Annotated in this window: 17 protein-coding genes; 10 read left to right on the top strand and 7 right to left on the bottom strand. The window is 46.9% G+C overall.

The window, feature by feature from the left end; translation table 11 throughout:
* Positions 1-2: 2 nt before the first annotated feature.
* The 3 genes from KJS52_RS16520 to KJS52_RS16510 all read right to left on the bottom strand — a co-directional run bounded on the left by KJS52_RS16520 (position 3) and on the right by KJS52_RS16510 (position 3,684).
* The gene (locus KJS52_RS16520) at positions 3-1,667 is read right to left on the bottom strand and encodes a Ycf46 family AAA ATPase (RefSeq protein WP_213517282.1); all 1,665 of its coding nucleotides are present in this window, start codon (positions 1,665-1,667) and stop codon (positions 3-5) included.
* Positions 1,668-1,877: 210 nt separating this feature from the next.
* Positions 1,878-2,258 carry a hypothetical protein gene (locus tag KJS52_RS16515; protein ID WP_213517280.1) on the bottom strand — a complete coding sequence of 127 codons (381 nt, stop codon included), beginning with the start codon at positions 2,256-2,258 and terminating at the stop codon, positions 1,878-1,880.
* A gap of 274 nt (positions 2,259-2,532) precedes the next feature.
* Positions 2,533-3,684: a serine hydrolase domain-containing protein gene (locus KJS52_RS16510; RefSeq protein ID WP_213517278.1), complete on the bottom strand. Its 1,152-nt coding sequence runs from the start codon at positions 3,682-3,684 to the stop codon at positions 2,533-2,535.
* A gap of 419 nt (positions 3,685-4,103) precedes the next feature.
* Between KJS52_RS16510 and KJS52_RS16505 the strand changes: the two genes are divergently transcribed.
* Positions 4,104-6,221, top strand: coding sequence for an RICIN domain-containing protein (locus KJS52_RS16505; protein ID WP_213517276.1), 2,118 nt, complete (start codon positions 4,104-4,106; stop codon positions 6,219-6,221).
* A 143-nt stretch (positions 6,222-6,364) separates the two neighbouring features.
* Here KJS52_RS16505 and KJS52_RS16500 read toward each other — a convergent pair whose 3' ends face one another.
* Together KJS52_RS16500 and KJS52_RS16495 are read right to left on the bottom strand one after the other, a co-directional pair.
* Entirely contained in the window at positions 6,365-7,138 is a 774-nt protein-coding gene (locus KJS52_RS16500) for an SDR family NAD(P)-dependent oxidoreductase (protein ID WP_213517274.1), read from the bottom strand.
* A gap of 86 nt (positions 7,139-7,224) precedes the next feature.
* Entirely contained in the window at positions 7,225-7,869 is a 645-nt protein-coding gene (locus tag KJS52_RS16495; RefSeq protein WP_213517272.1) for a hypothetical protein, read from the bottom strand.
* A 65-nt stretch (positions 7,870-7,934) separates the two neighbouring features.
* Here KJS52_RS16495 and KJS52_RS16490 point away from each other — a divergent pair, with 65 nt between their 5' ends.
* Positions 7,935-8,243 (top strand): hypothetical protein, encoded by a 309-nt coding sequence (locus KJS52_RS16490; protein WP_213517270.1) that lies wholly within the window; start codon positions 7,935-7,937, stop codon positions 8,241-8,243.
* Between the two features lie 333 nt (positions 8,244-8,576).
* The gene (locus KJS52_RS16485; RefSeq protein WP_213517601.1) at positions 8,577-10,973 is read left to right on the top strand and encodes a polyprenyl synthetase family protein; all 2,397 of its coding nucleotides are present in this window, start codon (positions 8,577-8,579) and stop codon (positions 10,971-10,973) included.
* A 78-nt stretch (positions 10,974-11,051) separates the two neighbouring features.
* On the opposite strand, the gene KJS52_RS16480 is transcribed toward KJS52_RS16485, so the two are convergent.
* Entirely contained in the window at positions 11,052-13,052 is a 2,001-nt protein-coding gene (locus KJS52_RS16480) for a stalk domain-containing protein (protein WP_213517268.1), read from the bottom strand.
* Positions 13,053-13,217: 165 nt separating this feature from the next.
* Here KJS52_RS16480 and KJS52_RS16475 point away from each other — a divergent pair, with 165 nt between their 5' ends.
* Positions 13,218-13,784, top strand: coding sequence for a cupin domain-containing protein (locus KJS52_RS16475; protein WP_246563670.1), 567 nt, complete (start codon positions 13,218-13,220; stop codon positions 13,782-13,784).
* Positions 13,785-13,997: 213 nt separating this feature from the next.
* Here the strand turns inward: KJS52_RS16475 and KJS52_RS16470 are convergent, their stop codons facing one another.
* A complete protein-coding gene (locus KJS52_RS16470) occupies positions 13,998-15,149 on the bottom strand; it encodes a mandelate racemase/muconate lactonizing enzyme family protein (RefSeq protein WP_213517266.1) in 1,152 nt (383 codons plus the stop codon).
* A gap of 237 nt (positions 15,150-15,386) precedes the next feature.
* On the opposite strand from KJS52_RS16470, the gene KJS52_RS16465 reads away from it, so the two are divergent.
* From KJS52_RS16465 to KJS52_RS16440, 6 genes are all read left to right on the top strand, one after another.
* Complete coding sequence (locus KJS52_RS16465; protein WP_213517264.1) at positions 15,387-16,073, top strand: GntR family transcriptional regulator; 687 nt, start codon at positions 15,387-15,389, stop codon at positions 16,071-16,073.
* Positions 16,054-16,935, top strand: a complete 882-nt coding sequence (locus tag KJS52_RS16460; protein ID WP_213517262.1) for an ABC transporter substrate-binding protein — start codon at positions 16,054-16,056, stop codon at positions 16,933-16,935. Before KJS52_RS16465 ends, KJS52_RS16460 begins: the two co-directional genes overlap by 20 nt.
* Positions 16,936-17,045: 110 nt before the next feature.
* Entirely contained in the window at positions 17,046-17,783 is a 738-nt protein-coding gene (locus KJS52_RS16455) for an amino acid ABC transporter permease (protein ID WP_213517260.1), read from the top strand.
* 29 nt (positions 17,784-17,812) lie between these two features.
* Positions 17,813-18,523, top strand: a complete 711-nt coding sequence (locus KJS52_RS16450) for an amino acid ABC transporter ATP-binding protein (RefSeq protein WP_213517258.1) — start codon at positions 17,813-17,815, stop codon at positions 18,521-18,523.
* 947 nt (positions 18,524-19,470) lie between these two features.
* Positions 19,471-20,271, top strand: coding sequence for a nitrilase-related carbon-nitrogen hydrolase (locus KJS52_RS16445; RefSeq protein ID WP_213517256.1), 801 nt, complete (start codon positions 19,471-19,473; stop codon positions 20,269-20,271).
* 805 nt (positions 20,272-21,076) lie between these two features.
* Entirely contained in the window at positions 21,077-22,240 is a 1,164-nt protein-coding gene (locus tag KJS52_RS16440; RefSeq protein ID WP_213517254.1) for a M24 family metallopeptidase, read from the top strand.
* The last annotated feature ends 4 nt before the right edge of the window (positions 22,241-22,244 follow it).

Here is a 22,244-nt window from a genome sequence, read left to right as displayed (position 1 = left end):
TGTTAAAAATCAATCGCTCTGCCGCCACGAGAAGCATGAATATCTTCAATTGCCGGCTCAGGAGGCTGCCAGCCAGGAACCTCGCTTTTATATTCAACACGGTCTTCATGAGGGGTAGCCGCTACTGCCCGTACATTAGCCCATTCACGAATAGCATGTATTTGCTCAGCCTGTGTAATCGAGAGTGGAACAGTGGCTGCAAATGCTTTCTGGAAATCGTCCAGCTTAATGGCGCGATCCTCAGAGAAAGCCTCAAATAATGCTGTAATTACAGCTTGCTCGATTTCAGCTCCAACATAGCCTTCGGTAGCTTGAGCAAGCAGCTCCAGCACATCTTCAGTCAAATTAAAATCACCGATTACCTGTGGATTCTTTAGTCGTTTATTTATATGTAGGCGGAAAATATCTTTGCGTTCTTTTTTTGTCGGCAAATCAACAAAAAAGATTTCATCAAAGCGGCCTTTGCGCAGCAGCTCTGCTGGCAGGGAATGAATGTTGTTTGCTGTTGCAATAACAAATACCGGCTTGGTTTTCTCCTGCATCCATGTCAGGAACGTACCGAATATGCGACTCGATGTGCCGCTGTCGCCAGCACTCGACATGCCGCTGAATCCTTTTTCGATTTCGTCAATCCATAAAATTGAAGGGGAAATTGCCTCGACTGTTTGAATCGCCTTGCGCATGTTTTCCTCACTACTGCCAACAATACCGCTAAAAATTTTACCCAAATCCAGACGCAATAGCGGCAAATGCCACATTGCACTTACTGCCTTCGCAATCAAGCTTTTACCACAGCCTGGCACACCAGTAATGAGAACGCCTTTCGGTGCAGGCAAGCCATAGACCGCAGCGGAATCCAGCCATGATTTGTTGCGCTTTTGCAGCCAGCGCTTCAGGTTTTCCAAACCGCCAACATCCTCTATTTTCAGATCAGTTTTAACAAATTCAAGAATTTCCGACTTTTTAATGATTTGGCGCTTTTCTTCTAAAATAATATCAACGTCTTGTTTACTTAATTTCCCATCCTCGACCATTGCTCGGGCAAACGCATTTTCGGCTTCATGCAGAGTAAGGCCGAGCGCTGCTTTAGCTAATCTTTCCTCATCTTCTGGAAGCAGATCGAACGTAATGCGTCCACTAGCCTGATTGGCAAAAATCATTTCATCCAGCAATATTTTTATTTCAGTGAATGATGGCAGCTCGAAATCGACAATTGTAACCTGCTTCTGCAGCTCAATTGGCAAATGCAAAATTGGGCTTATAATGACAACATTTTTCGGGTTAGGGCTTTGCTTGAGCACGGGGATTAAATCACGAATTTTTCGGATAACCTGATGGTCTGGTGATTTACCCCCAGCGCCAAAGTAGACATGGAAATCCTTCAAAATAAATATAGCAGGCTGATCAAACGCTTCGATATATTCCAAGCATTTTAAAGGAGCCTTGCAATCCTCTCTGCCTCGTTGGCCTATTTCAGCCAAGCCATTCGTTACGCTCCATGTAAATACTTTGCGCTGCGTTTTAATAAGGCTTTCAGTTGTAGCGACAGTAGAAATAAGGGAGAGGGCACGCTCTTCTTCCCAGGTCGAAATATATATGAAAGAAAATCTGGCGCGCATCAGGTTTGATATATGTGCCTTAAAAGCTAGATTTGCTGAACTATCCATTTCAAATGTTCCTCCAAATAGTAGCGATTTTAAAAACATAGTAGTTTTATTCGACAAAAGTGGAAAAATTCCCTTTATTATATGGGCAAATTTGACATGCTTCTTATGATTATACTATATCATTCTTGTTTAAATCTGAAAGAATTTGGCGAAATAAACTGCGTGCGGGGAGTTATGGTAGAGCTGCTGAAGTGGGGGGAATGGTGATCACTAAGTTGATTTTTGGTTCTTCTTATAAAACAGTATGGATATGACGCTGATCACGAGGAATGAAGAATATAAGTAGACGGTATCAGTATTTTTCAGAAGAAGTAATACGCCAACACCAACTAAACCGATGATATTAAATACAAGTAGGCTCAAGGTCGACTTCTTCAACCAAGAACTGATTCCAAATAATGCGAAACTTAAGATAGTGTTGACAGGAATAAGCAGCAGCAGATAGATAAAAAATAGAAAAATCCAATCGTAACCCAATGTATATTCTTGTTTTTGAGCGTTTATGGCTTGGTTTGCAGCGTAGATTGCTTGGCAAAGTGTAAGAAAAGGCGTTGTAATGAATAAATGAAACAATAGTTCTTTTTTCGGCATTCGTTTTTCTCCTTTCTAAGATTTATATTATTGACGACATGTTGGAAGGTTTTGTTACTCTAGCCTGTTGCCACAGGATACGATAAAGAGCAGCTTCTAAGCGGAACATGGTTATGCCCTGGTGGTTGTAAGGCGCATGGTCAGGAAAGAGTCTGTGTTGGAGCGATATGAGCTTGACAAATCAGCGGTGCAAACTAAAAACATGGAGCTAAACGGGAGTAGCCGTTTAGCTCCATGTTTTCCGTATGCCGTTTATTTTGCTGCTTTCGCCTAGCTACTTATTAATGGATGAAAGCAGCACATTATTGAAATGGTCGGTATACATATTTTTGAACGGCTTCTGTAAATCTCTCTCCACCGTAAAATATACCGATACCAAATCATAGACGGGATCGACGGCTACAAAAACGCCTGCTGCGCCCCAATGAGAGTATGCTTTTGGCGAGAACAGGTCGCCTCCGTCGAGCTTGTTGCCGTTCACACTCCAGCCCAACCCCCAATACGCCTCCGGAAAATACTCATCACGGTATTCTGAAGGGACGCCGGGAATGCGATTGCGCGTCATTTCTCGGACTGACACAGGGCTGAGAATTCGATTGCCGTTATATTCGCCGCCGTTCAGAAACATTTGCGCAAACACCGCGACATCATAGGCCGTCGCATACAGGCCGCCGCCAGCAGACTCAGAGTCGATAGCTTGATCTGTTTCCAGCCATTCCGCACATGCATCCTCTGGTGCGCGGCGTACGATGCGGTGGCGCTCTGCAGCAGGAACATTGTAATAGGTATCCTTTAAGCCAAGCGGGTCAAACAGATGCTTTTGCATAAACTCGGGATAGGACAAGCCGCTCGTTTTTCGGATGATTTCCCCTAACAGCTCATAGCCGTAACCGAGATATTCCATTTTCTCTCCTGGCTTATTCCCCAATGACACGCCGCAAGCCGAATAAATAAATTCGTGGAGCTCTGGATTGGAGTTCGGCTCGCATGGCGGAAGCGGATCAGTCGAAGTATTGCGATAATGATATACATCATCCCCACGAATGCCGGAAGTATGTGTAAGCAAGTGATGGACGCGCACATCAGCTTTGCCGCCTTGAGCAAATTCAGGGATATAATCGCAGACCGGACGATTAAGCCCGACAAGCCCATGTTCAACTAAAATCATAATTGCTGCTGCTGTGTACACCTTTGTAATGGAGCAGAGTGGAAATAAAGCTGATGTGCTTAACTCAACTGACGGCTGCTGCGGACTCAGCTTGCCTACGGCACGATGCGCAATCAGCCTGCCAGCTCTGGCGACAGCATATACTTGAGCAGGTGTTACGTTCGTTTCATACATTCGGTCTACAAAATCATGCAGCGCTTGGACACGGGCCGGATTCAGTCCGACCTCTTCAGGAGCAGCTTCTATTAATTTCGCCATTCTCATCACCCTTTTCATTTTAATGTTATTACAAATGATTTGTTAACATATTAAAAATTAACATATTTATAAACAAATAGATAGAGCAGAAATGTACAATTGCTTCCTGTCTGCAACGTTGCCTACCTAGAGCTAACGATTAAGCCAAATGCTTGCTTAGATTCAATGGTTACAAAGGTCATGTTTACATTAATAAGTTAATAAAAATATTAAATTTTAAAAGTTGTTCGACAATAATTCCCTTACTTAGACATAAGCTTCGGTTTAAGATAGGCTCAAATAGGAGTGAGTGTTTCTAAAGAGAGCAAATAATGAATAGAAGGGAGGCAAGTTCACTTTAGCCTGAGCTTGAGGTTTCCAAACTAATTTGTAAGCGCTTCAAAACTCTTTGGGAAGAGAAATGAAAGGAGATTTGAAAGATGATGCAGCATATTCATAAGCAAAAGCTATGGAGCACAAAGCTTATTGCAGCGGTTGTAATTTTTGCCATGCTGGCAGCACTTGTAGGCAGCAGCAGTGCCTACGGCGCAGCCAGTTCATCATCGACAGCAAATACAACACGAGTATCGGTACACGACCCATCTGTATACTACGACGCTTCAACGAACAGGTACTATATTTTCGGCTCTCATTTGGCACAGGCATCCAGCACCGATTTAAGAAACTGGTCGTATTTGGGAACACAGGGCTACACCAACTCAAGCTTATACGCAGCGTCCACCTTTGAAGGCTATTACTACATCAAGAACAGAAACAGCGGCTTATATCTTGATGTTGAGAACGGGTCGAGCAGCGACGGCACGAACATACGGCAGTGGACCTATAACGGATCGGATGCGCAAAAGTTCAGAATTCGTCATTATGGCAACGGGGATTATTACATCTTAACGGCTAATTCCTCCTACAATAGCGCACTTGATGTCAACAGTGGCTCCTCCGCTAATGGAGCTAACATTGAGCAGTGGGCTTATTGGGGCGGCACTATGCAGCTTTTTAGAATCCAGCAAAATGCTGATGGGTCCGTAGCCTTCCTTACTAAAGCGTCGGGATATACTGCTGCGCTTGATGTGGCGGATGGCAGTACGGCTAGCGGTGCAAATGTTCAGCAGTGGGCATACTGGGGCGGAGACATGCAGAAGTGGGAGCTGGTCAAGGCTGGAGGAACCGGCAACGCTGCTAGAAGCACCGGAACATCGCTAGTCAATGCGTTAGCGCCATCCTTTGCCTGGGCAGGCTATAATGATCAGGACAGCTCTGGCGGACATTCCGTTTGGGCGCCCGGGCCAATCTATAATGCATCATACGTATGGGCCGATGGTTCTACAGGCGCGTATATGATGTATTACTGCACGTCCTCAACCTATATTCGCTCTGCCATCGGATTTGCAGTATCAAAATCGATCAACGGGCCTTACGAATATGTCGATACGATTCTTTACTCAGGCTTCACCAATGCAAGCAATCCGATTACGACAAGCTCGGCGTTAGGGACGAAAACCGTTGATACGTGGTTCAAGTATACGAATATTCCGGAGCTGATCGACAACGGAACATTGTCCGGGACAAGAAGCGGCTGGTTTACGAGTAACGGCGGCTTTAACAATTCACAGTTTCCGAATGCCATCGACCCAGAGCTATCGTATGACAGCGCAGGCAATCTGTGGATGAGCTATGGCTCCTGGTCAGGCGGCATTTATATTTTGCAAATTGACCGTGCAACCGGCAAACCAATTTATCCAGGCTCTGACAGCGGCAATACCGACCGTTATTTCGGTAAAAAAATCGCTGGCGGCTTCGGCAAATCCGGCGAGGCTCCCTATATTGTTTACGATCGGGAAGCGGGCTACTACTATCTATATGTATCCTATGGCTGGCTGGGTAGAGACGGCGGCTATCATATTCGTGTCTACCGCTCGACGAGCATTGATGGACCTTATACGGACGCTGCCGGCAATTCAGCCGTTTATTCATCGTCTTCAGTCAACCAGGGCAATCATGGTGTGAAGCTTTTTGGAAATTATAATTTGTCTGGCCTGCCGTTAGGCTATAAATCAGGCGGACACAACTCCGCATTAATCGACACGGACGGCGCAAGATATTTGGTTTACCATACGCGCTTTAATAATGGCACAGAGGCGCATGAAGTGCGCGTGCACCAGCAATTTTTAAATGCGGATAAATGGCCAGTTACCGCAGTCTATGAATTTTTGGGCAGCAGCATCTCGCCTACGGGCTATAGCTTGAGCGATATGGCGGGAACATATCAGTTTGTCGACATGGGACTGGATGCTGCAACCTCGGGGGTTGGCATGCTGCCGACCCAGAGCGTAACGCTTAACTCGAACGGAACAATATCGGGCAGCGTTTCGGGCACTTGGTCGCATACTGCGGGCACCTATCATTGCACGATGGTGATTGGCGGGGTAACGTATAAAGGCGTGTTCTTTAAACAGCGCAATGAGCTTGCTAGCCGCAATGAAGTGATGACGTTCTCGCTAATTGGTTCCAACAATAAAGCGATTTGGGGCTCAAAGTAAGCTCGGCAGCAAGCGGCAGTACGCGAAGCTGAAAAGCAGTACACGAGGCTAAAAAGCAGTACACGAAGCTAAAAAGCGAGAAGTGCGGCAATAACGCGCTTCTCGCTTTCGTGTATGGGTCGCGCACGTTGGGAGCATGGCAACTACTGATTCATTTGTCCTCCATCAACGGTGTAAATTGATTGTGTAACGTATGACGCATCGTCAGACAGCAGGAACAAGGCAACATTCGCCACTTCCTCCGCTTCACCGTATCTGCCCATCGGCACAGCAGCACTAAAGGCTTGTTTTGCACCTTCTGCATCCTCAGGCACTGTGTTTTTCTCGATTTGTCGCATCATGCGCGTGTTAATGACACCAGGCGCGACAGCATTAACTCGTACGCCATGCGGAGCAGTTTCAAGGGCGACAACTCGCGTCATGCCGATAACCGCATGCTTGGAGCTGTTATAGCCTACAAAGCCTGGCGAGCCGATCAAGCCTGCTCCTGAAGAAGTGTTAACGATGCTGCCATAGCCTTGCTTCTTCATAACGGGCACGACATACTTCAAGCCAAAAAATACGCCCTTAACGTTAACGTTTAGCACCATTTCAAATGTTTCCGTCGGATAGTCCTCCACATTTGCCGTAATGCCTTCAATGCCGGCGTTGTTGAAAAAGCCGTCGATGCGACCGAACTTTGCAACCGTAGCATCAACATAAGCCTTTACTTCTTCTTCCTTCGCGACATTTGCCTGCAGGGCAATAGCATTGGAGTCATTAAGCCCAAGCTCTGCCATGACCTGTTGAACCGCTTCGAGCTTCAAATCAACCAGTGCAAGCTTCGCTCCCTGCTCAGCGAGCTTTTTCGCGGTTACTTGACCGATCCCGCCAGCCGCTCCTGTAATGATCACAACTTTTCCTTCAAATTTTCCCACACAAACTGCCTCCCTAAATGAAATGCGTAATATTGAGCTTCATGCAATAGCATTTACAAATATTGGGCGGTATATCCATGCTTCGTTTACGGCAATTCAATTTGATTGGCGATTTCTACAATTTCTTCTTTCGTAAACCCGGCATCACTTAATACCTTTGTGCGATTGTTAGAAATAATGTCAATAGAAGCTTTCACTTTTTCTATTGACTCACTAATCTCAGCCAGATCGCTTGTTGCTTCGCTATCTAAATATTTCATTAGATTTTGTGCAGTAATTTGTGAGTACAGCGCCATATCCTGGATTGAGCTTATGTATTCTGTTGCGATATCAGGTGTATCGGGCGGCGAATAGAGGGACATTTTCGCTTGATGTTCCTCAACCTCTTTACAAAGATTATAAAAATCCAGCGAGCTAATCGTTGCTCGCGAGTATTTGTCCATGCCATCCATTAACTGATTATGTGCGGTCACGATATTCATAAAATTTTCCCAGACGATTGCATCTTGCTCGCCGACCCTTTGCTTCAGCTCCTCAGGCGAAACAGAAACTTCGGAGGCGGCATCACTGCTGGTGCTTTGAGAGGTGCTTGTAGAGCTATTAGTCGTTGTTGAACTATTTGACGAGAAGATAATGATTATGACAACAAGGGCGATAAGAAGGACGAAAAAACCAACGACGGACAGCACCCCAATTTTTATAATTCTCCATATTAAGTTAGGCTTTTTCACCTTGGCGAATTGGGGTCCGGAGAGCGCTGTAAATTGCGGCGGTTCCGGCGACCAAGGTTGCTGCGATGACTGAGACGCTTGCGCTTGCTGCGGCGGCCAAGACGGCTGAGACGCTTGAGCTTGCTGCGGCGGCCAAGGCGGCTGAGACGCTTGAGCTTGCTGCGGCGGCCAAGGCGGCTGAGACGCTTGAGCTTGCTGCGGCGGCCAAGGCGGCTGAGACGCTTGTGCTTGCTGCGGTGGCCAAGGCGGCTGAGACGCTTGTGCTGCTTGCGGAGGTGGCGGTGGAACTTTTTGAGTGCGCTGCAACGGTGCTGCGCATTTTCCGCAATAATTGTTACTGTTATTGTTCGAATGCCCGCATTTTTGGCAAATGATCGTATTCATATTAGGACCTCCTGTTCATTTGCGATTTAGTTCGATTGCTCTTCAACGTCCTGCTCTGATCAAAGTCGGACTTGTTGAACATCCTCTATAATAGTTCTGAGGCTTTAGGAAGGTATATCTTCTTTCCTACTAATTTTGTATTTTCCACCATTATCCTTTTCTTTTGGCACTTTTTCAAGAAAAATATATCTTCAGGTCTTTCTGAAAAAATGAACTCATAGCAATAAAGATAAGTGATTGAAATGATTTCGTAACCTCTATACATATTTGGCGTATTGTAGATTGTGAATGTTTATGGATTGTCATCTAATGAAATTGAGGTCATGTACCATATGAATAACGTTTTAGTTATAGACACAGAGAACTGCTATAGGTCGGCTGAGCGCAAGGCTGCCCGCTATTTTTCAGCCTTGTACGAGCTGGTGAAAAGTAAAAATTACGCATCTGTGCTTAAGGAAGATTTTAAGCAGTGGGGGCAAAAGCATAAAAGCAGCCGTTCCTGGCTTTCCTGGCTAACAGGCTACAATAGACAGTCCAGATCAGCAGCTCAAGGCCAGCGATATATTGAATGGCTGGAGAAAGCGGGCAAGCTGGATGACTATCTTGATCGCAGTGTATCTTACATTTACTTGAGAGATTTGGGGAAAAGGCTGAACGAGCCGGATACACAAGCGAGAATTCGAACGATCACAGCTGATGTTAAGCGAATGCTGCTTCATTCCAGGGCGGACGATCAAGGTCAGCTGCTCGAATTTATTAGTTTGGAAAAGGTATACCGCTGGGCCCAGAAGGAGCAGGTAGAGCTGGCAGTCATCTGGGTGATCGGCAAGCTGAAGCAGGTTGCTGATCATTTGCCGGCAGAAATGAATGCTGAGCATGCACAGCGCAAGCTGATTAAAATTATTGTTGGCGTTGTTATGCATGCAATAGAGGAGATGGACGAGGCTGTACCTCCAGCCGAGCGTTCACAAATTTTGGATGAAGCGATTCGTTTAGGCTATTGCTACGGTTTGACCTATCCGTTTATAGATGATTTGCTCGACTCCAAGGCTTTGACCGAGCAGGAAAAGCTTGATTACGCTGAGCTGTTGCGCGCAGCGCTAAGCACAGGTATTGTGCCAGACCTGGAGCAGTGGACAGGTACTGACAACCCGGCCCTCAAGTTTATCCATTCTGAGCTTAGCGAGGCCTTCCAATACGTTAAAAATGTTCAACGTCCAGAAACAGAGCGATTGTTTTTGGAACAGGCTTACGTCTTCTTTCACGCGCAAGAGCTCGATCGAACGAAGCAGATGAGCAATAAAGCTTATTCCAATGAAGAGCTCTACATTCCGATCATTCTGAAATCAGCTTCCTCACGGTTAATTGCACGCTCGGTGCTTCGTGCTAAGGAGGATGAGGAGTTCGACAGGCAAACCTTTTATTATGGGATATACAATCAGCTGGCGGATGATTTTGCTGATATGCTGGATGATAAAGCTGCAGGAGCGGTTACTCCGTATACGTATTTTTTGACTTACCGCGGGGAGCGGACAGATCTAATCAATCCGTTCGAGCTGTACTGGGCCGTTATCGCTTATTTGCTGCATCATGTATACCACTCTGATGAAAAAACACGCGATGTCATGCTGGGACGCGCGATAGGCGGGCTTAAACGGTTTAAGAGCAAGCATGGAGCAGAGCAATTTACTAGCTTGATGAATAGCTTGTTTGTGGGTAATGATGGCTTTAAGCTGCAAATTATTCAATTGGTCGATAAAGCTGATGATGTCGACTTTTTAGATAAGCTGATCCGCGACCAGCTCGTAGATATGCTGAAAAATGAACAGCAGCAGAAGCAGGCCTTTTCGGAAATGATTCAGCGTGCCCGCGAGCAATTTAATGCGGCGTTGCTGCTGGAGGCGAAGGAAGTGATGCTGCCTGTCAAGCAATTGCTGTATGATGCGGCGAATTACAGCCTTGAAGGCGGTGGCAAACGGCTGCGGCCGATTATGTCCTGGGTGATGGGAACTCAGGAATACGGCTTGTCGGATGTGGCGCTAATGCCTGTGCTGCGATCGTTGGAGTATATGCATACCGCTTCATTAATTATTGATGATTTGCCTACTCAGGATAATGCTGCGACACGTCGTGGGCGCCCTACGCTGCATATGCTTCACAATAGCGCAACTGCTGAATTGACGAGCCTGCTGCTTATTCAAAGAGCGATCTATGAGCAGTCCTCGCTTTATTCATTTGATTCCACGATTGTCCTTAAAATGATGCGCTATTCCTCACAAAAAGCGGAAGAGCTGTGCATTGGTCAGTTGATGGATCTAAGCTCGAAAGGAAAGAGCTTGACACTGCAACAATTGAATGAAATCTGCTATTACAAAACGGCGATCGCATTTGAAGCGGCACTCGTTATGCCGGCAATTTTGGCGCAGGTGAACGAAACGGAAATTGCGGCCTTGAAGACATATGCTTACCATGCTGGCATCGCCTTTCAAATTAAGGATGACTTGCTTGATTTTATTGGAGATGCCAGCCTGCTTGGCAAGCCGGTTGGCCTCGATATTCGCAATAATACATCAACCTTTGTTACTGTGCTGGGGCATGAAGGGGCGCAGAAGGCGATGTGGGAGCATTATTGCAGTGCGATGGACGCGTTGAAGCAGCTGCGGCCGCGCACCATGTTTTTGAAATATTTGCTGGATTATATCGTACACCGCAATCAATAGCTGAGTGGTTAGATGAACGAAGGGGGCATGCCAGAAGGTCAGTGAAAACTGACGATCTGAAGCAGCCCCCTTGTTCATTTAATACGTATAAATGGATTGAACAATACCGTTTGTAAAGCTGACATATTGCGTACCGTATCTCCATACCTCTACTGTAATGCCGCTAGAAGATAGCTTTGAGGTGGAGGAAGGACGTCCCCAAGAAAGCTCAACCTGTGTTTTACTCATGCCTACTGCAATTTTCTCGGCCTTAATCATGTTCCACGTTGAAGTTGACCAGCTATATTTTTTGTACGGATCGAAGGACAAGAATGTATCTGAATCATTCAAAATACCTGAAACGAAATCTCTGGAAGTTTCCTTCATCTTATACGTTTTGCCATTAGCATTTTTGAAGACAACTTGGAAATTATCTCCGCTTGTTGGCACGATATCTGTAACGGTAAGCTTCATGAATCTTTCCCAATCGCTGTAGCGGTTAACCCAATAGGATTTGTTAATAAATTGGGTCAGATTGCCCTGCTTTTCCTTCTTCTCGATCGCTGCTGTCTCTGCAGATTCGACAACCAAAGCTGCTTTGCCGATCGTAATTTTCATTTTCTTATATTTGCTGTCCCAATCAAGCTTGGCGATTGACGCTTTTGTTAAGAGGGCAGCAGGGAAAACAGTTGTGCCATTATGGACTTGAACGGCTTGGTTTAAGGTAATGTCCTTGCCATTAAGCTTTGCTTTCTTTTGCCCTGTTTTAAGCTGCAGCTTTGTATCGCCAAGGCTAACATCAAAGGTTTTGCCGTCTTTGTTGCTGACCGTTGCTCCTAAAGCTTTGAATACGGAAACGAGTGGCAAGTATGTCGTATTATCCTTGCTCACCGCTCCAGTTAAATTGGAGCTGGCGCTAATTGAAATTGTAACTGACTTGCTGCTGCCATTTTCCGTTACGCTTACTTTAGTTTCGCCTACTGCAACAGCTTTGTAAGAGCCATTACTTAGTGCTTTAACCAAATAGGGCTTGTCAAACGTTAGCTTTGCGCCAGACAATGTTTCCTTGTATCCATTGCTGTAGGTTTGAACAGGCTTGAAGCTGACCGTATTGCCTACCGCAAGCTTGCTATTAGAAGCTGTCAATGACAGGCCGGTTATCGTCGGCGCTTCAATAGGATAAACCTTATTATCTCGGTAAATTTTCCAGCTTCCGTCTTTATGCTTAACTAACCACTGTGGTTTATTTCTTTCAGTTGTAACAATAATCGTTTCATCAGAATCTCGTCCAGCCTCTGGATCGTAGGCTAATGTTCCATAATAATCGGATACTTGAACCGCGTCTTTAATGTCTTTTATTTGCTCGACTAATTTAAATTTGTCCTTATAAGTCCCTTCTATCGCTGTTATCCAGGCTGTACCATCTTTTTTTGTTACAATTAATGCGTCAGATGGATGGAAATCAATGCTGACCGCATTTTCAGCAACAACGTAAGTGTTGTAGACAACAACGCCATCAATCACTTCAAAATCATAATCGCTCAGAGCCGTAACTTTTCCGTTTTTATCGAGAAATGCAATGAAATCTTCAGTTGCTTTCAGGCTAACGATCGATTCTGGATCATCGACTGTTGCCAATACATATCCATCGCTAGAGTTGCGCAGCTCGCCTTTTTTATTGAAGAAAGCGCCATTGCCTAAAATGACGACGTCGCTATAATTCGTATATTGCTGTCCATCCGTATTCCAAACTGTGCCATCATGCTTCACATAATAGTTGCCGTCAAGCTGTTTAATATTCGTTTGCTTCTTATCAACAGTAGGTGTGTTCTTGTCGCCCCAGTATACGAGCTCGCCTTTCTCAGTAAGCCCGATGCTGTCAGGAGATGAATCCTGGCTTCGAATGGTGGCTGCGTTCGTTTGATACTTTGTAAAACCTTTTTGCGGCTTTTTAAGCCATAGTGTACCATCCTCCAACAATATAGCGTCACCTTTTACCTCTTTCACTTTTACAGTGTTGGTTGAGGCGTGTGCCATTGCCTGAGGCAGGCCAATCATAATCAAGCAGAAAATAATTGCTGTGAGAAGAGCTTTTTTCATAGGTTGTTTTCTACTCCTTATTTCATAATATAGGAATAATATACCATGAAAATCTAAAATTTGTTTATATATTTTTAGTTCAATTGAACCGCTGGTGTTTTAACGTTACCTTTACTTAGGCAGCAGCATAACATATAGGAATGACGAGATAAGGGGTGATTGGGGTTGTATCCCAGATTATATGAATACGCTGGATGGCATTATCCCGGCTATATCTATTGGAGTAATTATTGTTGCAACCATATTGGGGCTGATTATTACCGTTGGAGCGGCTTTGATTGGAGCGAGGAAAGGAAGCAATGGCAAAGAGAGCTGATGCTGCATGACTACGGAGCCAATCCTTTTGTTATTAATATTGAGGAAGCAACAGAGCAAAACCGAAATTTTCGTACGGCGCTGTGGACAGGGAGTCATCTTCAGGTTGTGCTGATGAGCCTTAATGCAGGGGAAGAAATCGGGCTGGAGGTACATCCGCAACATGATCAATTTTTGCGTATAGAGGAAGGCAAAGCGCTTGTACAAATGGGCAGCACACAAGACAATCTCTATTTCCAGCAGCATGTTGAGGAGGATTATGCGATTCTCGTTCCGGCCGGGACGTGGCATAACGTCATCAACACAGGGAATAAGCCGCTCAAGCTCTATACGATTTACGGCCCGCCAGCCCATCCATTTGGTACTATACACGAAACAAAAGCGATTGCGATGGCTGCTGAAGAAGCGCATAGCTAAGCGAATGCCCGGTAAAAGCAGCGGGGAGAGCCAACCGAGCTGTGCATGAATAGAAGTTTGCTCACACTACAAACGTCTGGTCAGTCAGGGATGAAATATGGTGCATGTGAGGCTGACTGCCTATGCTGTGTCAGCGAGCGGCGAATGTTGCTTTTCCTGCTCGCTGACAGCTTTAGGGCAGTTCACTGCCTGGCAGGTAGCAGGGCTCTCTGCTTAAAGGGACAGACTGACCACCTTGTGCAAGCGGTTTTCGTCCACGCTTATGCCCAGGCCGGCGCCCGCTGGCAAATGAACACGGCCGTTCTCTACCATTAGCGCTGAAGCAGGATCATCCTCAGCCTTGACGCGTTGAAAGCCCCATACCTCAAAATGCTTGGCGTTGGAGGCTGCTGCGGCATGCAGCAGTGCAGCGGTCGCTAATCGCCCTTCATCCATTTGTCCAAGCATGACTGGAATATGAAATGCCTCGGCGATACTCATCATTTGCTGCAGGTTGGCAATCGAGCCTGCCTTTACAATTTTCAGATGAACGATATCTGCTGCATCCTCCGCGGCGATGCGTGCGACATCGGCAATGGACTTGCAGCTTTCATCGGCTACAATCGGAATAGTGCTCATTTGCTTTAAGGCTTTTAAGCCGGCGATATGCTCTGCTGGCACGGGCTGTTCGAGCCATTCCACTCCAAGCGGCGCGTATTGCGCAATACGGATTGCCGCTTCCTTCACGCTCCAGCCTTGATTGGCATCGACGCAAAACAGCACCTCCTCCGTTAAACCCAATTGCTCTATTCTTTCTCTGGCAGCTGCAACACGCGCGAGGTCCAGCACACGATCCGTACCAACCCGAACCTTCAACACCCGAAAACCAGCCTGCAAATAGTCTGTTGCTTCTTGCCGCGCTTGCTCAACTGTACCAAATGCAATCGTAGCATCGCTGGCAAAGCTGGACTGAACAATGCCGCCAAGCAGCTGTGCGACCGGGATATGATAGTGTTTTCCTGCCAAATCAAGCAGCGCGATGTCGATCGCTGCCCTGGCAGCGCTATTGCCGGCAATCAGGCGATCCAGCTCGCGATTAATCGCATTGCGCTGCAATGGATTCTTGCCCAGCAAGCAAGGGGCGAGGCGATGCTGCAGCACGGCAACAATGCGCTCTGGCGTATCTCCGGTTACATATTCACAGTTTCCTCGCACCTCGCTCCAGCCAACCTCTCCCGTATCTGCTGTCAGCTTCACATACACCTCCTGCAAATGAGTTACGGTGCCAGATGAAGCATGGGTAAACGGCGGCGATAACGGAAGATCATATCTGAAAATATCAACACTAGTAATATACATAGGCTGCACCTCAATGTTATGTGTCATATTATATGACGTGAATTAATTGAATGACTTTGATTTTTAATGATAAATGTAAGATAACATAACTTTAAATTAAAAGAAACTATAAAATATCTAATTGAATTTGCATTATTCGACTTTAAATTACATTATTCGATTAAAATATGTTAGATATATTGACGCGATATTAAAACATCTATTATGATGTGAGCATCTTGAATGTGATATTTGATATTTGATCAAATCTGGAGGCGATGTGTATTGGAGAAACCGCCAAATATGCGAACGGTAGCAGAGCATGTTTATTTCCAAATTAAGCAGTGGATTTTGACAGGAGAGCTGGCGCCAGGAGAGAAGGTGGATCAGGATGCGATTGCCGAACGACTGCAGGTGAGTAAAATGCCTGTGCGCAGTGCGCTGGAGAAGCTGGCTGCCCAGGACTTCGTCAAGCTTCATTCTCATCGCGGCGCGACTATTAGCGAGCTGTCCGTCAAGCACTTGCAGGAAATTTACTTTGTTCGCTGCTTGCTTGAGGAAGCGGCAATCAAGCTTGGTGTCCAGCATATGACGAAGGAGGACGTGGACAAGCTGTATGGCATGATTGCCGAGCAGGAAAAGCTTGCTGGCAGTGAACTGGAGACGATTCTTGCAACAAACCGCCAGTTTCATATGTACATTTACGGTCTGGCGCAGCAGCCGCTCATGCTTGGCATCATTAACCGGCTATGGGAGCAAAGCGAGCGTTACCGCCGCATTTTGCTGCGAGACCAGCATATGGTTGAAGGCTCTATTCAGGAGCATCGCCATTTGGTTGACCTGATGAAGCAAGGACGCGCTGAGGAGGCAGGACGCTTTCTCGTCGAGCATAACCGCAAAACTGAAGAGTTTGTTCTACATTACATTAACCAGACACAATGGAGGGATTTATATGAAGTTGAAAAAGTTTAGCCTATTACTTGCAGGTTTGATGGTATTTCTCGCAGCATGCTCAAGCAGCAATACGAACCAATCCGGCGGCAGCACGACAACAGGCAATAACAGCAATGCTGGTACGACCAATGAGGCGTCAACAGATAGCGGTAATTCGTACGAGCTTGTGACACCAGGCAAAATTACGTACGGAGTTGCTGCAACCTATCCTCCATTTGAATATATGGAAAACGAGCAATATGTCGGCTTTGATATCGAGTTTATGGAGCTGATCGCCAAAGAGCTGGGGCTTGAGGTGGAAATCGTCGCAATGAACTTTGATGGACTGATCCCTGCCTTGCAAGGCAAACGAATTGATCTGATCAATTCGGCGATGTTTATTACCGATGCTCGCGCTGAGCAGGTTGATTTCGTTAAGTATATGGGCATTGGACGCTCCATCGTCGTGCCGGCCGGCAATGAGCAAGGCATCACCTCGATGGAATCGTTATCCGGCAAAACAGTTGCTGTAACGAGAGGCGCGATTGAAGAGGTTTATGTAACGGAGTTCAATGAAGAACTGAAAAGCCAAGGTGTTGAGCAAATTACAATTTTGGCGCTGCCTACCGCAAACGATGCGGTGCTGGCAACTGAAAATGGACGAGCAGACGCATTTTTGCACTCTTCTCCAGGTGCAGCTTATTTGATGGAGGAGCGCGCAGGCGTATTTGAAATTGCCCATACAATGGATTCTGGCACACAAATTGGTATCGCCGTCAATAAAGGCGAAAGCGAACTGGCGCAAGCAATATCTGAAGCCGTTGATTCCTTGGTCAAGCAAGGCGTTTACTTCAAGCTGATGGAGAAATACAATTTGCCATTTGAAATGAGCATATTCTAACCGCTTGGCTAAATAGCGATAGCAGTTAATGAATAACAGGATCGGGATGAACAGGTGCTGTCGGCAGTGTTGCTGCATTGCCGACAGCTAATCAAGGGAGAGTGATAATAATGAGCTTCTTGGAGCATGTGAACAGCATCGTTGATTATATGACCTCACAGTCGTTTACTACTGCTGCGATCAATACGTTAAAGCTGACGCTGTTGGCACAACTGTTTGGCGTTTTACTCGGATTTATTATTGCATTAATGAAAATGTCAAAGTGGAAGGCTTTGAATGGCGCGGCGAACGGATACATTTGGTTTTTTAGAGGCATTCCCGTACTTGTTCAGCTTATCTTTGTGTTCAATGCGCTTCCGCAATTCGGCATCAAGCTGTCGGGCTTTGAATGCGCCTTGCTGGCGCTGGCCTTGAATGAAGCGGCCTATATGGCGGAAATTATTCGCTCAGGCTTAAATTCGGTTGGCAAAGGCCAGCATCGCGCGGCGCATGTGCTTGGCATGAGCCGCTGGCAAGCGATGCGCTACATCGTGCTGCCGCAAGCATTTCGCGTAATCGTTCCGCCTACGGGCAATCAGTTTATCGGCATGCTGAAAACATCGGCGATGGCTTCGGTTGTCGGCTATATGGATCTGCTGCTGACTGCACAGCAAGCCGCAAGTGCTACCTTTAACTATATCGACACGTTAATTGCAGCGGTCATTTACTATCTCGTCTTTACCGCGCTCTTTACGATGCTGCAGGGCTACATCGAGCGGCGTCTTGATGTCGTGAAAGCTTCCGAGCGGAAAAATCGTAAAATTGTTGCTAATTCTCAGCTTTCCAGTGAGAGTCAACCGGCAGCGTAACCGCATCTGATCACGAGAGGAGGATGACCATGATTCATATTGAAGCTTTAACGAAATCGTATAACGGTCAGCAAATATTGAAGCAGGTTCGTTTGGACATTAAAGAAGGTGAAAAGGTCGTCATTATCGGGCCGTCCGGCTCAGGAAAGTCCACATTGCTTCGTTGCATGGCAGGGCTTGAGTCGATTGATAGCGGCAAAATATTGTTTGAAGGCAAGGACATTTTGGCTTCCAGACAAAATCGTTCCGAGATCGGCATGGTGTTCCAATCCTTCGATTTGTTCACCCATCTGACTGCGTTGGAAAATATCATGCTCGCGCCAAAGATCGTGCGCAAGGAGGATGAAAAAATTGTCCGCGAACGCGCACTGCGACTGCTTGATCGCGTGCAGCTAACAGAGCGGATGAATCATTATCCCGAGCAGCTGTCAGGCGGACAGCAGCAGCGGATCGCGATTGCAAGAGCACTGGCAATGAATCCAAAGCTGATGCTGTTTGATGAACCGACCTCAGCGCTTGATCCGGAAATGACGGGCGAGGTGCTCGATGTCATTGTCGATGTTGTGCGAGACGGGATGACGGTCGTCATCGTCACGCATGAAATGGAATTTGCCAGACGCGTCGGAGACCGCATCATCTTTATGGATGACGGAGTAATCGTCGAGGATGTTCCGACCAGCAAGCTGGGCGAGGTGGGGGGGTATCCCAAGTTAGAACAGTTTTTAACTAAAATCAGTTAGAGGTAGGTTAAAAAGCTGGACTTTGATGACGATGTGATGCTTCGTAGAGGATTCGACGGCGAATCTTGAACGCTAGCGAAAATTCCGGTGCTCACGTAGCTTATTGCCTACGCTGCGCTCCTCATTTTCTACTAGCGTCCAAGCTTCTTGGTCCTGAAAGCCCAGCTTTTTAAACCTCGATTGGAAGAGGTAGGTTAAAAAGCAGGACTTTGATGACGATGTGATGCTTCGTAGAGGATTCGACGGCGAATATGTCACGCTACCGAAGGCTTCGGTGCTCACGTAGCTAATGGCCTACGCTGCGCTCCTCGCCTTCTAGTATCGTGCCATCTTCTTGGTCCTGAAAGCCCAGCTTTTTAAACCTCGATTGGAAGAGGTAGGTTAAAAAGCTGGACTTTGATGACGATGCGTTGCTACGTAGCATAGTCGACGGCGAATCTTGAACGCTAGCGAAAATTCCGGTGCTCACGTAGCAATTTGCCTACGCTGCGCTCCTCATTTTCTACTAGCGTCCAAGCTTCTTGGTCCTGAAAGCCCAGCTTTTTAAACCTCGATTGGAAGGGTAGGTTAAAAAGCTGGACTTTGATGACGATGCGTTGCTACTTAGCATAGTCGACGGCGAATCTTGAACGCTACCGAAGGCTGCGGTGCTCACGTAGCAATTTGCCGCAGCTAGCGCTTCGGAGCGCTGGTGAATTCTAATGAAGCTGAGTAACGTTAATTTGGTTGAATGGCGCTATTTGGAGCGCTAATGAATCTCTATATCGTTAATGCTTGAAAAATGCTTGTTTTCTGAGGAAATTGGCCAAATAAGATGCAATAGATTCATTAGAATTTGAATTCAAACGATTGAATGAAATAGTGATATCCAGTTTCGTTACAGACAGCGGCAGGGCGTTTCAGCGGCCGTATTCAATAACATGCGCAAATAAATGGAGGGTGATCGTATGCGAGCAGCTACTTTGGCGCTTGTGCAATTTGATAGTGTTATAGGAGATGTGGCTGGCAATACGCGCAAGGCGATTTCCTTTATGCAGGAAGCGGGTATGCGGCAGGCTGATCTTGTTGTTTTTCCTGAGCTGTTTCTGACAGGCTATGACTTGGATGCACTCGGCAGTCGTTATCGAGAGCTTGCTCAGCATGAGCAGAGTGCGGCGGTGCGACAGCTTTGCGAGGCGGCAAAGGCGGCTGCGATCAACGCAATTTTGCCGATGCCACTGCTCTCAACATCGGGCATTGTCAATGGTGCGCTGGTCATCAACCGCAAAGGGGAAATCGTTGCTCAGTATGCCAAGGTTCATCTATGGGCTGAGGAGCAACGCTATTTTGCGGCTGGCGATGAGCTGCTCGTCATCGCCTTTGATTTTGCCAAGGTTGGCCTAATGATTTGCTATGATGCAGCATTTCCTGAAATGGCAAGGTCGCTGACGTTGCAGGGAGCTGATCTGCTAGTTGCGCCCTCGGCATTTACGAAGGATTTAGCGCATCGCTGGAATATTTACTTTGCGACGAGAGCGCTGGAAAATACGAGATTTGTAGCAGCAGTCAACGGGGTTGGTGGGCTAACAGAGGAAAGCTGGCTGTTTGGCAACAACAAGGTGGCTGCTCCCAGCGGTGAGTTACTGCTCGATGCGGAACTGGATCAGGAAGCGATGCAGCTGCTGACAATTGATTTGTCACTTAACGAGCAGTATGAGGAGAGGATTCCGTATTTGCGGGATCGGCGATCAGAGCTATATAGCGGGTAGAGGAAGTTCAAAAATCCGACTTTGATGACGATGTGGTTGCGTTGTAGCTTAGTCGGCGGCGAATCTTGAACGCTAGCGAAAACTGCGGTGCTCACGTAGCTTTGCTCTACGCTGCGCTCCTCGTTTTCTACTATCGTCCAAGCTTCTTGGTCCTGAAAGCCGAATTTTTGAACTCTCATTGGAAGAGGAAGTTCAAAAAGTTCGACTTTGATGACGATGTGGTTGCGTTGTAGCTTAGTCGACGGCGAATATGTCACGCTACCGAAGGCTGCGGTGCTCACGTAGCTTTGCTCTACGCTGCGCTCCTCGCCTTCTAGTATCGTGCCATCTTCTTGGTCCTGAAAGCCGAATTTTTGAACTCTCATTGGAAGAGGAAGTTCAAAAATCCGACTTTGATGACGATGTAATTGCGTTGTAGCGTATTCGGCGGCGAATCTTGAACGCTAGCGAAAACTGCGGTGCTCACGTAGCTTTGCTCTACGCTGCGCTCCTTGCCTTCTAATATCGTGCCACATCTTCTTGGTCCTGCATTCAAAAAGCTACAGCGGAGGAGCAATGCATACCGAAAAACGAAGTGTGCCGCCTTTAACATCGTAATGCAACCATAAAAATTCAAATAAGAGCATTACGATTTAAAAAGCGGCTGGAGGATGCATTGCTCCGGAGCGCTGAAAAACGGAGTGTGTCGCCTTTAACATCGTAATGCAACCATAAAATTCAAATAAGAGCATTACGATTTAAAAAGCGGCTGGAGGATGCATTGCTCCGAAGCGCTGAATATTCAAAATACGAAAGAGGGATGACAATGTCGCAGCTAATATTTCCAATTGAAGAATTTCAAAGTCGTGTGAGCAAGGTGCAGCAGGAGCTGCAAAGCAAGAAATGGCCGGCGCTGCTGGTGCATACTCCGGAAAATATTTTTTATTTGACCGGCTATCAAAGCCCGGGCTATTACATGTATCAATGCTTAATCGTGCCGGCGCAAGGTGAGCCGAGGCTGGTGCTGCGCCGTGGCGAGCTGGCGAATGTGGAGACGTACAGCTGTCTGTCATTGGAGCAGGTTGTAACTTATGAGGATACGAATGACCCGGTGGAAATGACAGCTGCTACTGTTAAAGCTATGGGTGTTGCAGCAGGCGAGATTGGTGTCGAGACAGGCTCGTGGTTTTTGCAGGTTCGCAATTACAAGAAGCTGGCTGCATGCTTGGCTGATCAATATTCGCTTGTGGACGGGCAGGGTACGGTTGAAGCATTTCGTGTTATTAAGTCGGCCAACGAGCTTAACTATATTCGCCAAGCCTGCAAGGTTGCAGATGCCTCGATGCAGGCAGGGCTGGATGCAATTCGAGTTGGCGCTAATGAGGATGAAGCGGCGGCAGCGATGTTTTCGGCGATGATATTGGCTGGCGGAGAATATTTGGGAATGGAGCCGTTTATTTCGTCCGGCAACCGCTCCGGCAATATGCATGCGGCTTGGGGACATAAAGTGATTGGGCAAGGCGAGACGCTGCTGCTTGAGGTAGCGGGTGCAGTCAATCGCTATCATGGCGCGCTGATGCGGGCTGCCTATACGGGCGAGCCTTCGGATGAAATCAAGCGCGTGAGCGAGGTATGCATTGCATCCCTGAATGCCGCGATCGAGACGATCAAGCCGGGCGTTACTGCTGGCGAGGTCGATCAGGCTTGCCGCGGCACGATTGAAAAAGCCGGCCTATACGATTTGTTCCGCAAGCGTACAGGCTATTCAATTGGAGTTGCTTTTGCGCCTGACTGGGGCGAAGGGCATATTATGAGCTTGCAGCGTGATGATGAGCGTGTACTGCAGCCGGGCATGGTGTTTCATATTCCACCAGCGCTGCGCGTGCCTAACCAGTACGGCGTTGGCTTTAGCGAAACCTTGGTTGTAACTGAGACGGGCTGCGAAATTTTAACGTCGCTGCCAAGAGAATTGACTATTATCGGAGGTTAAGCCT

Origin of the sequence: Paenibacillus montaniterrae, from assembly GCF_018403185.1 — a bacterium.
In the GTDB taxonomy this organism is placed as follows: domain Bacteria; phylum Bacillota; class Bacilli; order Paenibacillales; family Paenibacillaceae; genus Pristimantibacillus; species Pristimantibacillus montaniterrae.
Note: the sequence above shows the minus strand (reverse complement) of the source record. Positions and strands in the feature narration are given on the sequence as shown.